The organism is Candidatus Woesearchaeota archaeon, assembly GCA_018302225.1.
In the GTDB taxonomy this organism is placed as follows: domain Archaea; phylum Nanobdellota; class Nanobdellia; order SCGC-AAA011-G17; family JAGVZY01; genus JAGVZY01.
Genome location: JAGVZY010000012.1, coordinates 37,609 through 54,336 on the forward strand (window position 1 = coordinate 37,609; position 16,728 = coordinate 54,336).

15 protein-coding genes are annotated in these 16,728 nt (G+C 29.2%); 12 read left to right on the forward strand and 3 right to left on the reverse strand.

Annotated elements, in window-relative coordinates:
* Window positions 1-50: 50 nt before the first annotated feature.
* Both J4403_03195 and J4403_03200 read left to right on the forward strand, forming a co-directional pair.
* The gene (locus J4403_03195; GenBank protein ID MBS3167189.1) at window positions 51-872 is read left to right on the forward strand and encodes a hypothetical protein; all 822 of its coding nucleotides are present in this window, start codon (window positions 51-53) and stop codon (window positions 870-872) included.
* Entirely contained in the window at window positions 869-1,885 is a 1,017-nt protein-coding gene (locus J4403_03200; protein ID MBS3167190.1) for a MiaB/RimO family radical SAM methylthiotransferase, read from the forward strand. The genes J4403_03195 and J4403_03200 overlap by 4 nt, the downstream gene beginning before the upstream one ends.
* A gap of 15 nt (window positions 1,886-1,900) precedes the next feature.
* Here the strand turns inward: J4403_03200 and J4403_03205 are convergent, their stop codons facing one another.
* Together J4403_03205 and J4403_03210 are read right to left on the reverse strand one after the other, a co-directional pair.
* Entirely contained in the window at window positions 1,901-2,719 is an 819-nt protein-coding gene (locus J4403_03205; protein ID MBS3167191.1) for a hypothetical protein, read from the reverse strand.
* 228 nt (window positions 2,720-2,947) lie between these two features.
* A complete protein-coding gene (locus J4403_03210; protein ID MBS3167192.1) occupies window positions 2,948-4,609 on the reverse strand; it encodes an ATP-dependent DNA ligase in 1,662 nt (553 codons plus the stop codon).
* Window positions 4,610-4,655: 46 nt separating this feature from the next.
* On the opposite strand from J4403_03210, the gene J4403_03215 reads away from it, so the two are divergent.
* The 4 genes from J4403_03215 (at window position 4,656) to J4403_03230 (ending at window position 10,257) form a co-directional block, all read left to right on the forward strand.
* The gene (locus tag J4403_03215; protein MBS3167193.1) at window positions 4,656-5,291 is read left to right on the forward strand and encodes a nitroreductase family protein; all 636 of its coding nucleotides are present in this window, start codon (window positions 4,656-4,658) and stop codon (window positions 5,289-5,291) included.
* Window positions 5,292-5,359: 68 nt separating this feature from the next.
* Window positions 5,360-7,606 carry a hypothetical protein gene (locus tag J4403_03220; protein MBS3167194.1) on the forward strand — a complete coding sequence of 749 codons (2,247 nt, stop codon included), beginning with the start codon at window positions 5,360-5,362 and terminating at the stop codon, window positions 7,604-7,606.
* Window positions 7,590-9,095 carry an AAA family ATPase gene (locus J4403_03225; protein MBS3167195.1) on the forward strand — a complete coding sequence of 502 codons (1,506 nt, stop codon included), beginning with the start codon at window positions 7,590-7,592 and terminating at the stop codon, window positions 9,093-9,095. The genes J4403_03220 and J4403_03225 overlap by 17 nt, the downstream gene beginning before the upstream one ends.
* A complete protein-coding gene (locus J4403_03230; protein ID MBS3167196.1) occupies window positions 9,085-10,257 on the forward strand; it encodes a hypothetical protein in 1,173 nt (390 codons plus the stop codon). The genes J4403_03225 and J4403_03230 overlap by 11 nt, the downstream gene beginning before the upstream one ends.
* 121 nt (window positions 10,258-10,378) lie before the next feature.
* Here J4403_03230 and ftsZ read toward each other — a convergent pair whose 3' ends face one another.
* Window positions 10,379-11,452 carry a cell division protein FtsZ gene (ftsZ, locus tag J4403_03235; GenBank protein MBS3167197.1) on the reverse strand — a complete coding sequence of 358 codons (1,074 nt, stop codon included), beginning with the start codon at window positions 11,450-11,452 and terminating at the stop codon, window positions 10,379-10,381.
* Between the two features lie 344 nt (window positions 11,453-11,796).
* Here ftsZ and gatD point away from each other — a divergent pair, with 344 nt between their 5' ends.
* The 6 genes from gatD to J4403_03265 all read left to right on the forward strand — a co-directional run bounded on the left by gatD (window position 11,797) and on the right by J4403_03265 (window position 16,702).
* Window positions 11,797-13,092, forward strand: a complete 1,296-nt coding sequence (gene gatD / locus J4403_03240; protein ID MBS3167198.1) for a Glu-tRNA(Gln) amidotransferase subunit GatD — start codon at window positions 11,797-11,799, stop codon at window positions 13,090-13,092.
* A gap of 1 nt (window position 13,093) precedes the next feature.
* A complete protein-coding gene (gatE, locus tag J4403_03245) occupies window positions 13,094-14,560 on the forward strand; it encodes a Glu-tRNA(Gln) amidotransferase subunit GatE (protein ID MBS3167199.1) in 1,467 nt (488 codons plus the stop codon).
* Window positions 14,561-14,574: 14 nt separating this feature from the next.
* A complete protein-coding gene (locus J4403_03250) occupies window positions 14,575-15,420 on the forward strand; it encodes an alpha/beta hydrolase (protein ID MBS3167200.1) in 846 nt (281 codons plus the stop codon).
* Between the two features lie 74 nt (window positions 15,421-15,494).
* Window positions 15,495-16,076 (forward strand): hypothetical protein, encoded by a 582-nt coding sequence (locus J4403_03255; protein MBS3167201.1) that lies wholly within the window; start codon window positions 15,495-15,497, stop codon window positions 16,074-16,076.
* 21 nt (window positions 16,077-16,097) lie between these two features.
* Window positions 16,098-16,514, forward strand: a complete 417-nt coding sequence (locus J4403_03260; GenBank protein MBS3167202.1) for a DUF1003 domain-containing protein — start codon at window positions 16,098-16,100, stop codon at window positions 16,512-16,514.
* The gene (locus tag J4403_03265) at window positions 16,511-16,702 is read left to right on the forward strand and encodes a hypothetical protein (protein ID MBS3167203.1); all 192 of its coding nucleotides are present in this window, start codon (window positions 16,511-16,513) and stop codon (window positions 16,700-16,702) included. Before J4403_03260 ends, J4403_03265 begins: the two co-directional genes overlap by 4 nt.
* Window positions 16,703-16,728 lie beyond the last annotated feature (26 nt).

The following is a 16,728-nucleotide window of genomic DNA, read 5'->3' on the forward strand; positions in this document are numbered from 1 at the left end:
TAGAAATAACAAACTATTTATAAATATTTTCATTTAGTCTTTAAATTAAGATGAAAAAAGAAGTTGAAGTTATGGATATTTTAGTAAGATATTCTGAGATAGGTTTGAAAGGTAAAAATAGAGGTAATTTTGAGAATCGGTTGGTGGATAATTTAAGAAGTTGTTTAAGAGATATCAAGGCTGATTTTAAGATTATTTTAAGACCAAGAGGAAGAATAATAATAAGGGGGGTTTTAGAAGCTGAAGTTGTTGTAAGAAAATTAACAAGAATTTTTGGTATTATTTCTTTAAGTCCTGCGTTTAGGATTGAGACAAATTTTAATAAAATTAGTCAGAAGGCTTTAGAAATTTATGGGTCTAAGATTCCGAAAACATTTAGAATAACTACTCAAAGACTGAATAAAGAATTTGAATATAATTCTCATGAGTTAAACTGTGAAGTTGGTGGAGTTATTTTCGATAAGTACAAAAATGCTAAAGTTTCTTTAGAAAAACCTGATTTAGATATTGGCATTGAAATAATAAGTGATGAAGCTTATTTATTTACTGAAAGGATTGAAGGATTGGGTGGATTGCCTGTTGCAACGCAAGGAGTTGTTAGATTGGATTTTAAAACCAAGGAAGATTTAGTTGCAGGATTTTTGATGTTCAAGCGCGGATGCAGTATTTATAGTGTTGGAAAAATTCCTTCTTTAATAAAAAATTTTTCTTATGGAAATACTTTTAGTTCAAATACTTTAAAATCTAAAGTAGTTGCAAATATTAATTCTGGAGATATTGAAAAATTGTGTAAATGTGATACTCTGTTTCCTTTAATAGGTTATACTAAAAAAGAGATTAATAAAATTTATAAATTGATGGAGAAAATATGAAAGTGTGTGTAATTACTTTTGGCTGTGCATTTAATAAAGCTGATTCTAAAAAAATTGAAGAGATATTATTTAAGAAGAATATAGAATTGGTTGATGAGAATAAAGCTGAATTATTAATAATTAATACTTGTGGGGTTAAAAGAGCCACACATAATAGAATAATAAATTACCTCAAAGGATTAAAGAAAAAGGCTATTATAACTGGCTGTTTGGTTAAAATACTTAGGCTCCAAGGTTTGAATAAAAATTTAGTTATTGCTAAAGAAATCTCAGAGATTGATAAGCTCTTGAAAAAGGAAAAGTCTAAGAAAATCAAAAAATTAAAAGAAGATATAGGAATAATTCAAATTTCTCAAGGTTGTTTAAATAATTGTAATTATTGCGCAACAAAAATTGCGCGTGGAAATTTAAAATCTAAAACTATTTCAGAGATTTTAGGTGAAATTGATAGTAAAATAAAAAATGGTTGTCAAGAGATTTATTTAACTGCCCAGGATACAGGTTGTTATGGTTTTGATATTAAAACAAGTTTATCTGAATTATTAGAACAAATTTTAAAAGAATTTAATAGCCTAAATGTTAAGTTTAGATTAGGAATGGCTAATCCTACTTATCTAAAAAAGAATTTAGGAGTTATAATTAAAGCTTTGAATTCTAGTTTATTTATGAAATTCTTACATATTCCAGTTCAGACTGGGTCTAATAAGGTTTTGAAAGAAATGGGTAGAGATTATAAAGTAAAAGATTTTGTTGAAATTGTTTCTCAAGTTAGAAATAAAGTTAAAGATGTAAGTGTTGCGACTGATATTATTGTTGGATATCCTACTGAAACTGAAAAAGATTTTTTAGAAACTGTTAATTTATTAAAGAAATTAAAAATTGAAGTTGTTAACGTTTCTAAATATTCTAAAATGCCTGGAACTGTTGCGGGTGCGATGAAGCAATTATCTAGTCAAGATATTAAGAGAAGAAGTGTTGTGCTGCATAAATTAATTAAAGAATATAAAAAATAAAGAAAATGTTAAGGCTTATACCTTAACTTTATTATATGGCTGTAAATCAGTCCAAGCAATTTCAAATAGACTTTCTAAAGCATTTGCAAAATAAGGTGTATTAACCCAAACACCTATATCGTAGCTTGGATGTACATCTGCATCATCCATAACCATGAACATTATTTCTTGTCCGTCGATTATAGCTAATCTTGCATTTATTTTTGAAATATGTCTGACTTCAGCAACACTTGAAATATCTTCTGCTGCTGCTAAGGATTCTTTTGTTATTGGTGCAGCAACTCTTATTTTAATTCCTTTTTTCTTAAGTTTTTCAAGTTCAGGTTTTAGAGCTTCTACTTTTCTCATAAGACCTTTTGCAGTTGTTATTATTGTTACTGATTTTTCAGCATCTTTAATCATGGTTTCAAGATGTGTGTATAAGTTTCTTCTTCCTCTTAATGAACCACTTAAGTCTGAAGGTTCAACAAATTGAACACCTTGTTTATGTAAAGAATCAAGTTCTGTAATAATATCAGTTCCATGAAGCTCTTCTAACCTTTTTACTTTATCTTTAGCATCATCCAACATATACTTCTTTGATCTTTCTACAACTTCTGATGGATCAACAGCAATGTACTGTATTGGTTTTCCTAGTTTCATTACTACGAAACCTTTTTTTTCTAAACTCTCGAGAACATCATAAGCTCTTGAACGTGGAACATTTCCAATATCACTAAGTTCACCAGCAGTTGAAACACCCCTAGAAAGTAAAGCTGTCCAAATTCTAACTTCATACAAATTTAGACCAAATAATTGACGCAGTTTATTTAAAAATTCTTCCTTAACTATCATTTAAAACCCTCCTGCAATGTTTTTAATTTTTTTTATTGTGTTTTTGTGAATCTTGAATTAAGATATGATGGTGTTACTAAACATAACAACATCAATTCACCTTAAACACAAGTTAAAGTATATTACTATTTAAAGTTTGCTGTTGGTTTTGTATCTTTATAATGGCACTATTTGTGTTTAAAAAGTTAAAATGGTTGGTGAATTTATAAATAGAACCAAAGTTTGATTTTATTTTTGAGATTTGAATAATTTTTTTATATATTCAATGTCTGAAACCCCATTTAAACCTTTATCATTTCTTAATCTTAGGAATCTTGGAAATCTTAATGCAAATCCTGATGAATATGTTGATGAAGTTTGTATTTCTTCATACATTACTTCAACAATTATTTTTGGTTTTACTGAAATAATTTTTCCAGTTTCTTTAATTATTAAGGGTTTTAGTAATTTTGTTAATTTTTCAAAAGTTAACCCTTCTTTTTCTTTAAAACCTGTTCCAACTTTTCCAATTAGTGCAAATTCATTTTTGTTTTTACATGCTAATTCAAAACTACTCAACCAATCTGAACGTTTTCCTTCTCCCCATGCTGCACCAACAATAACTAAATCTAAAGTTTCCATAATTGGTTTTAATTTTAACCAACCATTTACATATCTTCCTGGCGTGTATTGAGAATTAATATTTTTTGCCATTACTCCTTCTAAACCTTCTTTTAGGGCTTTTTTATAAAATGCTTCTGCTTCAGAAATTTTATTTGTAATTATACAATTAGTAAGAATAACTTTTGTTTTTTCTTGTTTAATAATTTTCTCTAAGATTTTTCTACGCTCTTTTAGTGGTTTCTGAATTAAATCTTCTCCTTCATAATTTAATATATCAAAAACACTAACTTCAACTGGAAATTTTTTTGCTGTTTCTTGTAAATCGTATTTTCTTCTTATTCTTTGAGAAATATTTTGAAATGGTAAATATAATTTTGTTTTTGGATTATACCCAACAAATTCTGAATCTAAAATGTAAGATTTTCCTTTTATATATTTGTCTAAGTAGAGAATAATTTCTTGAAATTGTGTTGTTACATCTTCAAATCTTCTTGTAAAAAACTTATAAGTATTATTTATTTTGTGGATTGTGACTCTGAAACCATCTAGTTTGTATTCTAATTGTATTTCTTCTCCTAAAGCTTCGAATGCTTCTTTAAAATCCTTGACCTTAATAGCAAGCATTACCTTGTTTGGACGTCCGACAATTAGGCCAGAAGACTTTAGTTTTCCTTGTTTGGCAAGTTCTGCAACTTCACCATAATCTGCTAATGAGTTTGATAGGTTTTCAATATCTTTAATTTCAAAATTGAATGCTTTTGCAATACTATCTCTTAAAATTCCTTCAGCAATACCTACTCTTAGTTCTTCAAGTACAGTTCTTGTAATATATTTTGCTTCTAAGGGTGATGAGTTAGATAATAATTCTGAAACCAAAGCAATTTTTCTTGATACTGTTCCTTCGCCTTCAAGTTCTGCAAGTTTTTGTATATTAGAGTATACTTTTTTTATTGTTAGCTTTTGTGCGAATAAAGTTTTTTGTTTTTTCTTTTGTGAGAGTATTTCTGAAACTTTTCCTAGGTCTCCTTCTTTTTTCCAAATTTTTTCCACTTCTTCTTGAGAGATTCCAATTGCAGATGAAATTCCTTTTAACATTAATCTTGAGCTAAAACCGATTTTTCTTTCATCATAATTTGGAAAAACCTTTCCTTGAAGTAGGTGTATTAGAATTGAGATTTCTTCTTTACTTGAATTTTTTAATAGTTCAGAAATTATCTCTGTTTTTTCAAGTCTTTTAGAAGTCTTTCCTATCTTTTCATAATAATTTACTAGGTCTGAATAATCCATAGAAAAATATATAAATTTGACAATATAAAAAGGTTTTGATACAAATATGGTTAAAAGCTTATCTGATTTGATTCTTGAGAGAAAATCTGTAAAATCCTATTATAAAAAGAGTGTTTCTGATGAATTTATCGGTGAGTTAATTGATGCTGCAAGATGGGCTCCTTCTGCAGGCAATATGCAAGATTGGAGATTTATAATAGTACGATCTGAAAAGGTAAAAGAAAAAATTGCTGAAGCATGTTTAAATCAGGATTGGATGAGAGAAGCACCAGTGTTTATAGCAATATGCTCGGATTTTCAATTTTTAGAAACAATGTATCCTAAGTTGTATTCTTTGTTCAGTGTTCAAGATTGTGCTTTGGCTACAGCCAATATTTTATTGAAAGCAACTGAATTAGGTTTAGGAAGCTGTGTAGTTGCACCTTTTAATAGAGAAAAAGTAAGAGAAGTTTTAGGTGTGCCTGATAATGCAGATGTTTATTCTATAGTTATCTTAGGTTATGCAAGAGAAATTGAACCTTCACATAGACATAATATTCAAGATTTAGTTTTCTTTGAAAAGTGGGGACAAATGGATAATCAAAGTGTGAAAAGATTAAAAGACGTTGAAGTTGAGATTGAAAAGAAGATTAAAAATATAAAAGAGAAAATGCTGTCCAAGTTACCTTTGAAGAAGAAATAGATACTTTGTTCTTATATATAAACCTGTTACGAAATCTTTATTAAACTCAGAATCAATGTAAGAATGCGATGGAGGGAATAAACAGAAGTCTCTTAGGTGGAATAGGTAGATTTGTGAGGGGGCTTAATAGACCTCAGAAGTTAAATTCTCAGAGTGTAACTTTAGAAGATATTCTTTATGGTAGTCCTTATTTAACAAAAGAACAAATTTTAAGAAAAGGTGTTGTTAAGAAGTTTAATAAGGCTTGTTTTAATCTTTATGTTCATGGAATTGAGGATCCTATAGTTCATAATTATTCTGATAAAAAAGATCCAGCTATAAAGAAACTTCCACAGTCTGCAATATATGATATTCAGAATGGTTTTTATATAGATATTAATACTTGGCAAGTTTATTATGATTTAGAAAGCGTTCCCAAACATCTTTATTCCTTTAAAGATCAATTAGATTTTGCAGAAGGAATATTTGATCATGAGATTATGCATTATATTGTTTATCCTAGATCAAGGGCTGATGAAATTATTTATTTAGCAACTATAAGTGAAGAATTAAGTAAGGTTAAACAAATTGAAAATAATTTTGAATTAATTAAAGGTTATACTCATTTTGTAAGTAATATTTTTGGTGATTTTTTGGGTGATAGTTATTTATTTTCCGGAAAATATGGTGCTATTAATACAAGACCTTTGGCATCTATGAGGTATAGGAGTACTGTTAGAGAAATTTTAACTGGAACTAAAGAGATTAGTCCTTTTTTAAAAGTTATATTAAATTCTTATGAACAAATTTGGAATACTAATTTTGGGTTGGAAGAGGTTAAATTAAGAATAAAAGAAAAAGAAACTATAGCAAAAATTACAAACCTTTTAGATGAGAACACTTGGATGAATAAATCTTCTTGGGAAGAAAAACTTAAAGATTTTACAAACATAATTAAAGATTATATCTTTCAAGTTATACCTCTGCAACAAGCAATGCAAATTATTAATTCTATGACTGATCAATCTGATGAGGGTTCTGAAGATAATGAAAATCTTTCTGGAAGTGGTAGTTCTAAACCAGGTAAAGGTAAATCTAAGAGGGAAAGGAATAGTATAGAAAATTTGCTTAGAAGTTTGAGTGATAATTCTGATAAAGATTCAAGTTCTAGTCAAAGTTCTAAGAGTTCTAATGGAAAGAATTCGGGTGGTCAAAAAGAGAATTCAAATGGCGGGGCTGAAAAGGGTAGTGGTTCTGAAAGTGATCAAGGAGAAGGACAGAATTCAGGCGAAGGAGACTATTCAGGAAGAGATTATGATAGTAGAACAGAATTATCTAAAGAAGTAACTAAGTTATGGGGAAATCCTTTTCAGAGTAAATTGGATTTTGGAAAAAAGAGAAAAAACCAAGGTTTAGAAAAAGCGTTAGGTTCAGCTTATGAAAGGTTCAAAAATAATCCAAAAAAATTTGCAGGTGCAATGAGTTCTTTGACTTCATTGGATTTAGATGATTGTTTAAGATATCTGTATAGAGCAAGAGCACAAGAATATCTTATAGAATTTAAATCTGAAGTTAAAAGAAAATCAAACAAAAAAACTATTCTTACAAGAACAAACTGGAATCCTTCTGATACTATAGGTGGAAAAAGGGGATTAAAAATAATTGATTCTTTAATTGCGCATGGACAAATAATTCCTTATATAAATACTAAGAAAAATAAGCTGCGTAATTTACCTGGTCCAAAAAAGAATAATTCTATTGCAGATTTGTTATTGGTTATTGATAGTTCGGGAAGTATGGGATTTGATCCATATAATGAAGAGCCAGATAATAGGGGGGATTATGACTCTGCTGTTTTGGCTGGTGAAGCTCAAGCTTTATATGCTTTAGATTGTGGCGCAATGGTTTCTGTTATAAACTTTTCAGGTGGAGACGATTTGGCTTTCTGTAGTTATACTTATAAACTTGATAATATTGAAAGAGTATTACTAAATAAGCAAGATGGGGGTACTATGTTCCCCTGTAAAGAAATTGCTAAGATGATGACACTCACAAAAAATAAACTTTTTGTGTCAATATTAAGTGATTGCGAATTATACAATACTGCTGAAGCCATCGAGAGTATGATGGATGAATTAACTGAATTTGATAAATTTTCAGTGTTTCAAACTTCAAGATGGGGAGGGTTAACTTCTTTTGCTAGAGAATTAAAATCTCATGGCGCCAATTTATTTGTGGTGCGTACGCATAAAGATCTGAAAAATATTGTTGTTGGTGAAACAATGAGAGAATATGATTTAGAATTTGATGGAGAGGAAGATGAGCAAATTATCTAAGGCAGATGTTGAAGAAAATAAAAATGCGCGGGAAAAGGTGAGAGGGGTATATAAAGAAGTAATTACGAGTGGAATTTATGTAAACACAAGATATTCTATTCCTCTTGAGTACAGAGATGTTTTTGGTGAAGAAAAAAAGGAGTTTCTAGATCCAATGGTTTCTTCTGCAATTATTAATTGTTTAGTTCCGAAAAGTGGTTTGCTTTTTAGGGGTGGACATGGTGGTGGTAAAACGAGTTTAATAATGAAAGTTTCTTCTGCTATGACTGGAATTTCTGAAGCAGAGCTTAGAAAAAGTATGATTCGGGGAAATGATGATGAAACATATAATACTTTAGTTGCATCTTTGAATCTTGGAAGGTTACTGGGTCCAGAACATGCAGAAGAAGTAAGATGGAGACCTTTTATAACTTCAAAAGTAAAGATTATTGATGAAGTTAATAGATTTTTGCCAGCTACATTAAACGGGCTTTTTGAGCCTTTAAATGAGGGTAGTGCTGGTTTTGCAGTTACAGGTGAAACTATGGCTTTAGATGATTATGTTTTTTATGCTACTGAGAATCCAAATGATGAAGGAACGTATAAACTTCCAAAACCTTTTTTAGATAGATTTAGTATGCGCGTAAACGCACCACAAGTTCCAGGTGTTAATGATTTGTTTGTTCTTTCACAGAGAAAAGATGATAAATTAAATAAGTTAGCTCTTAAAAGTATTTTTAAATTTGATGAATTAGTAAATTTAAGAAGAAAAATAATTGAAGATATTTCTTTCACAACTGATTCTTTATTATATACTATTTATGCAACTGAAGGTATGTCTTTGTGTGTGAGGGCTGATCAGCTTGATAAAAATCAAAGCACAATTGATGTTGGCCCCAGATGTAAAGGTTGCGAATATTCAGGACAGTATTGTGAAATGACTCAACAAGGAATTTCAGGAAGAGCATTTTTAGATGTTTTAAGATGGAGTAAAGCATACTCTTGGTTCTTAAATTCTTTTGAGAGATCTGAAAAACCAGAAGTTCAATTAAGTATAATTCAATCAATTTTACCTTACTTAATTGCGCATAGAATTACACCCAACGATCATCAACTTAAAAAAGATCCTTATTGGGGAATGGAAGGTAAATTTACTCAAACTTTAATTGAAAAATTAAATGAAGGTTATAACACTACTAAAAGTTTATTAGTTGATATGAATGAAGTTTTATCTGGAGCATTGCCTTTTAATAAATCTAAGATTAATACACCTACTAAAGATTTAGTTATTGAGTATGGTTATAAACCTTTACTTAAGGAAGCAAGTGAATCTGATAGTTTTAAAACTTTTTACAAAAGGTTGATTGGAGCAAAATTGGATTTAAATGATTTGAGTATAATGGAGAAAAATATTTTTGAAAGTTTAGATATTAAACCCCAAGCAAGAATGTATTTAGTGCAACTTATGAATATACACAAATTAAATTACGGTGGAAAAAATGGCTCTTAATATAGATTTAGATAATTTTGTTCCGGGTTCTGGAAAATATGGTGATATATTAAGCCAATCTATGGGTGGAATGTTTAGAGAATTTGGAAAATCTGAAAAACCTAAATCTAAAATTAGTAAAAAACAAAAAGATGAAGCGACAAAAACAGTTATACCTAAAGTTGTTGGTTCTGTTTTTGAAGAAGGTGCTTCTTCAGATAATAAACCTGAAAAAGTTATAATTGAAATTCCTAAAGGAGAAGTTTCTGAGCAAATATTAAACTCTATGGATTTTAATGAGAAAATGGAGGGTATTATACAATCAGCTTATTCTAATTATTTAAAACATGAAAATTCTGATCAAGAAAAAAGAGATTATCTTTGGGATAAAGAGTATGATAAAGTTATAAATACTATTTATACACAAAAAGAAATTTTAGTTAAGCCCGTTGTATTGTATAGAGGATTACATTATGAACCTGAGTTTATACAAGAAATTTGGGGTTGGCCTGTTAGAAAAGAAGCAGTTGCAGAATTTATAAAACAAAAAACTGGAGATGATACTATTTTAAAAACTAGTTTTTATAACAATCTGCCTGATGAGATGAATTTTAAGGAGTTGGTAGATAAATTGGGACAAATGGGAGAGGTTGTAGAGGATTTTGTTAATACGGTTTTTATGAATCCTTCTCAAGGCAGATATTCTTTATCTCCCCATTTTTTAGCTATGTCTTTAAGTCCTGAAGAAAGGAATAATTTTGCTGCAATGGTAGAATGGGATTATAATAATGGAAGATTTGGAAAAAAATCTTTAAAAGAATATTTTAATTTTGAAAAATATAGAAGATTATCAAATAGATTCGAAGTTTTTAAGCAAAGTTTGTTAAATTCTTTACCTTCTGTAAATGCGATTAATCAAGTTATCAAAGAACGCAATTTACATAATGGTGGTTATGAAAAAATTATAAAACTATTTAATGATTTAGCAAATGATTATGTTAATCCTTGGAGAGCTGTAATTGAAAGGAAAAATGAAGATTTTTTTAAGCAGGTTGAGTTAGAAGATGAAATTGAAAGAAGAAAAGATTGGAGTCTCAGAAAAGTAATAAAGGCTGAAGAAATTGGAGATTATTTAGATAGTTTGAAAAAATCAGGAAAATATTTTGTAATTGGAAATTCTTAGTGAAATTAAATATGAAAAAGAAAAAAGCAGCTAATGTGCCAAAAAAGCACATTAGCAAGGCCAAAAATTGTCCAAAATTCTATAGGGGGATTTTGGAGTATGTTCGGACTTTAATAGACACTTAAACCATGTCTATGCCTAACTCATGACTCATTCTGTTTCTTTGTCCAGCTGATTTTTTGTAGTCAGACTTTCCAAGGATATATGGTGAGTTAACACCTGCTATAATAGTCATAATCCTTAGTCTTCCTTTCATATCGTCGCTGATTCTTGCTCCCCAGATAACATTTGCATCTTGGTCAAGAGCTTCAGTAACAATTTGTCCAACCCTATTTACTTCATCAAGAGTTAAGTCTGGTCCACCTGCAACATGGATTAATGCTCCAGTTGCTCCTTTGTAACTGACATCAAGTAGAGGATTGCTTAATGCTCTTCTTGTTGCTTCTTCTACCCTATGTTCTGATCCTGATTCTCCGATACCTATTGCGCAAACACCGGAATCTGTCATGATAGCTTTAACATCTGCGTAGTCTAAGTTAACAAGACTTGGAATAGCAATTGTCTCTACAATTCCTTTAATCATTGTTGAAAGTAATTCATTTGCAACAGCAAAAGCTTGTTGAACTGGAAGATTTCCAGCGATTGAAGCTAATCTGTTGTTATCAATTACTATAACAGAATCACTGACTTCTCTAAGTTCTTGAAGACCGTATTCAGCTTTGTCTATTCTGGCTCTTTCAATATCAAAAGGCATAGTTACTGTACCTATAACAATAGCACCCATGTCTTTAGCTATTTTTGCTACAACAGGTGCTGAACCAGTTCCAGTTCCTCCACCCATACCAGCACAAACAAAAACCATATCTGAATCTTTAAGAGACTCTTTAAGTTCTTGAAGGCTTTCTTTAGCAGCTTCTTGTCCTCTTTGTGGGAAACCTCCACATCCAAGACCTCTAGTCAAATCCTTTCCTATAAGGATTTTTTTGTCTGCTTCATGTATATCTAAGTGTTGTCTATCAGTATTTACAGCTATGATTTCTGCACCTCTGATACCTTTCTGATATAGCCAGGTTACTATATTACCGCCGGCACCACCAGTACCAATTACTTTTATATTTGCTTGTCCTATTAGTGCATCATCTGCACCATTGTGCTTTTCAGCTTGCTTTATTGCATCTTGTACAAGGAACTCCATTTTGGTTGACCCCCTTTTATTATTATTTTATCCACAAAAACACAAAGTTTATATTGTGGTGAGTATTACCCCTACTTAGAATTAGTTAAGCCGTCAAGTTTGGTTTTGCCCAAAACTAAATTTACAAATCTAACTACCAATGCCCGATTACAATGTTAGAGTTTGATGGTGTTCAACTTTCCTAATTGCCCAAAAAAAGGAATTTTGAACTTTAATTCTTATTTTTTGTTTAAACTTACTTTTAAATATTCTTAGGCTTTAAAATATAGTTTCAAGTATATATAAATTTCTTTCTTCTGATTTAATAAAAAGATATTTAAAGAGCTTTTACAATATGGCTTATTATGGACTTTAAAGGGCTTAAACAAGGTTATAAAATAAATGTTAAAACTAGCATAGAAGTTGTAGAAGGAATTTTGATAAATGACAAAAAAGATATTCTTGTTTTAAAATTAAATAATGGTTATAATATTGGAATTGAAAAATCAAATATAAGAGATATAAGGGTTGTTGAAAAATCTGAAATGGTTTCTAATCCTAATGGAAAAAAAATTGAATTAAATAAAAATCTTCCAAAGATTTTAATTTTACATACCGGTGGAACAATTGCATCAAGAGTAGATTATAAAACTGGTGCAGTTCATGCTTCATTTGAACCTGAACAATTAATTGAAATGTTTCCAGAGTTACACGAAATTGCAAATATCGATTCTGTTTTTATTGGAAATATTTGGTCTGATGATTTAAGATTTAAACACATAACTTTAATTGCAAAAGAAATTGAAAAAAATATTTCTAAAGGATATAAAGGAATAATAATAAGTATGGGAACAGATAATTTAGCAGTTGGTGCTGCGGCATTATCCTTTGCCATTGAAAATTCAAATATTCCAATTATTTTTGTTGGTGCACAAAGATCATCAGATAGGGGAAGCAGTGATGCTGGAGTGAATTTAGTTTGTGCAGCAAGTTTTGTTTGTAATTCTAATTATAGAGGTGTTGCAATTTGTATGCATTCAAAATCTTCTGATATAACTTGCGATATTTTTTCTGCTACTAAAACAAAAAAATTGCATACTTCAAGAAGAGATGCTTTCCAAAATATTAATACTGAATCAATTGCAATGGTAGATTATAAAACTGGAAAAGTGAGTATGAAGCAAGAAAACTATTCAAGTGGAGAAATGAAAATACTCCCAGAATTTGAGGACAAAGTTGCAATCTTAAAAATTCATATAAATATGAACCTTGAACAATTTAAATTTTATAAAGGATACAAAGGATTGATAATTGAGGGGACAGGTTTAGGACAAATTCCATTTACTAAAAATGATGGGGTTACTGAAGAACATGAAAAAATAAGACAGGCTTTAAAAGAAGTTATAGAGTCTGGAACTGTGGTTGTAATGACTTCTAATTGTATATTTGGAAGAGTTAATATGGATGTTTACAAACCTGCGAGAGAGTTACAAGAGCTAGGTGTAATTCCGGGTGAAGATATGTTAACTGAAACCGCCTTTGTTAAATTGGCTTGGTTATTGAAAAATCATCCTAATCAAGTTAAAGAATTAATAGGCAAAAATATTTGTGGTGAAATAAGTTCAAGAACAATGTATCAGAATATTTCTCAATTTAATTAAAATGACTGAAAAAAATTTGGAAGAGGATTTAAAGTATTATAATGAACTCGGATTTAAAGCTGGATTAGAAATACATCAACAGTTAGAAACACATAAATTATTTTGTAAATGTCCTTCTTTAGTTAATGATCCTAACAAAGCAGATATCAAATTTGAAAGAAGGTTTAGATCTGTATTGAGTGAGAAAGGTGAGAAAGATATAGTTGCAGAGTTTGAGATGCAAAAAAATAAGGTAATTAGATATGAAGCTTGTTCAAGTTCTTCTTGTTTGGTAGAATATGATGAAGAGCCGCCACACTCTATTAATAAATATGCTTTAAATATTGCACTTGAAATTGCAACATTATTCAATGCAGAAATAGTTGATGAAATACAAATAATGAGAAAAGCAGTTGTTGATGGTTCAGTAACTTCTGGTTTTCAGAGAACAATGTTAATTGCAAAAAGAGGATATATAAAAACTTCTTTAGGAAATGTTCATATAGATACAGTTTGTTTAGAAGAAGAAGCAGCAAAAAAGCTTTCTGAAGATTCTAATTATATTACTTATAGATTAGATAGATTAGGTGTTCCATTAGTTGAGATTGCAACTGCTCCAGAAATAAAAACTCCTGAGCATGCAAAAGAATGTGCTTCGATAATCGGAATGATTCTAAGATCTACAAATAAAGTAAAAAGAGGAATTGGAACAATAAGACAAGATGTTAATCTTTCTATTAGGGGGCATCCAAGAATTGAAATTAAAGGTTTTCAAGAACTAAAAAGTATGCCTAAAGTTATTGAAAATGAGGTTAAAAGGCAGATTGAAGATATAAAGAATAAAACTTTAAAAGCCGAGGTTAGAAAAGCTAATGTCGATTTTACAACTACTTTTCAAAGACCTATGCCTGGTGCTGCAAGAATGTATCCCGAGACAGATCATGTACCTATTAAAATAAGTGAAGAGATGTTAGAAAATATAAGTAGACCTGAATTGATAACTGAGAAAACAATAAGTTTAGAAAAGAAATATAAAATTTCATCTGTGTTGGCTGAAGAGATAATAAAAAATAAAATTAATTTTGAAGATTATGTTTCTAAATTAGAGAATATAGAACCCGAATTTATTGCAAGAGTATTAGTTGAATATCCTAAACAAATTAAAACCAAATATAATTTAGAAATAAAATATGATATTTATTCAATATTAGATTTATATAATAATAGAAAGATTTCTAAAGAAGCGGTTTTGGAGATTATGGTTGAGTTAAACGCTACTGGAAGAAGATTAGATGAAATCTCTAAAAAATATCTTAGTGTGGATGAAGAAGAAGTCAAAAAAGAAATTAAAAAAATTATTTTAGATTTAGAAAGTGAAGATAAAGAACCAAAAATGAATGAGGTTATGGGAAGATTGATGGAAAAGTATAGAGGAAAAATTGATGGAAAGAGAGCAGTAGAATTAATAAAAATAATTCTAAAATCTTAGTTTTAGAGGTAAATTTGAAAAAAAAATTTAAAAGAATATTATATCTTATTACTTTTTTTGCGGTTTTAATAATTATAAGTAGAGCTGTAAATATTTATAGTATTAAATCTTGGGAAAAGCAACAAAAATATGGCAAAGATGGGATTTTAGTTGGTGCAGAAAGTTATCATTTTGATAGAGGTGGTGATAATATAGTTATGTTACATTCTTTGGGTGGTTCTCCTGCAGAATTTAAAGATATAGTGATTTATTTGGCTGGAAAAAATTATAATGTTGATGCTTTACTTCTTCCAGGGCATGGAACTACACCTGAAGATTTGGCAAAAGTAGGTTATGAAGAATGGATTAGTGAAGTAGATCATCTTCTTAGTATGCTGGATAAAGATAAAACAATAATTTCTGGAACATCTACTGGAAGTATATTAGCTTTATATTTTGCACAGAAGTATAATCTTAAAGGTGTGATTTTGTTAAATAGTCCATTAGAATTGCAGTCAGCCTATATTAAATTTATTTCTTTAATTAAATTATTTACACCCTATAATGTTATTAATTCTGATGAATATTTAGAAATTAAAAAGGAAAGGGTAAGTTATAATGCTTTGCCTTATTCTAGTGTTGAGGAGTTGTTGGAATTAACAAGTGAGATTAAACTTCAAGAAATAGATGAGCCAATACTCATTTTGCAATCTCAGAAAGATGAACTTGTTAAAGTTGAGAGCGCAGAAGTTATATTTAATAATGTAAATTCTCAAAGAAAGTATGTTGTATATTTAAGTAATTCAACTCATGGAGTTTTGACAAGTGATGATAAAAAGCTTGCTGTTAAAGTTATGGAAGGTTTTCTTCAAGAGTTGTAAACTTTAGATTTACAAGAATTGCAAATTTTGGATAAGTTATAAAGTTTTATAAATTAGGGATTAATTCTTTTTTTATGTTAATATTTCCAGGAATTAAAGAAGTATATTGGTTGGAAGAGGATTCTAGTAGGTTTATGAAATGGGAAGAAATTAATTCTTCTTTATTAGGAGCAAATATTAAAGATGCTCTTAATTTTTCAAAAGTTTCTATTGTCATACAGGACAAAGATAGAATTATAAGAAATGAAGATTATTTTGAAGAAAATCTTATTTTTGAAAAGGGTAGAGTTGTTAAAAAAAATAATGTTGATGAAAGAAAAATCATTGAAAAATTTTATAGTATAATCGGTTATTTTTCTAAAAATTCAGGAATTAAATTTATAACTAAAGGAAATAAATTAGAAGAAGAATTAATTAAATCTATGTTAAATTCTAAAAATTCTCATTTTAGGTTTGAAAAAATGAATCTTAATGAAAATCTTAATATTCTTTTAGAAATACCTGAAATAGTGGGAGTTGGAAAAAATTATTATTTTTATAGAATGGATATACCCATTGAGACTTACTTATTTAGAAATGGTAAAATCTTTAATGATTTAGTAAAAAGTTATGAAAACTATAGCAAAATTAGTTTAGATAGGGCTAAATTTATATAAGAGTTATTCTTTTTTATAAATATGAATTATAAATCTATTAAACATCCCTTCAAGCATAAACTCTCTTTTGGGCAGAGAGCAGCAGATAGATTGACTGGTTTTGCAGGTAGTTGGTTTTTCATTTCTAGTTTATTAATTTTTATTGGTTTATGGATTTTAACAAATGTTCTTCTTTTGCGAATAAATTCTTCTTGGGATTCATATCCTTTTATTTTATTAAACCTTGGTTTATCTTGTTTAGCAGCATTACAGGCCCCAATAATTTTGATGAGTCAAAATAGGGGAGCACAAAGAGATAGATTAAGGGCTGAATATGATTATAAAGTGAATGTTAAGGCTGAGAAAGAAATCGAAGATATGCAAAAGGACTTAGAAGAAATTAAAATCTTAATAAGAACTAATAAAAAATTAATTAAAAAAAGAGGTGTTAAAAAATGAGTTTTAAATGGATTGCAAAAAGAGTTAGAAAATTGAAATGGTATGATATATCGTTAATAAAAATTGCATCTGCTGCATTTATATTAATGGTTGCAAAATTATGGGCACCAATTTTAAGTTTAAATTGGTATTTGTATTTAATTATTGCAGTGATTGTAGCTATACCTGTTTGGATAGATATGTCTTAATTAAAGAATGAAGTAGATTATTATTC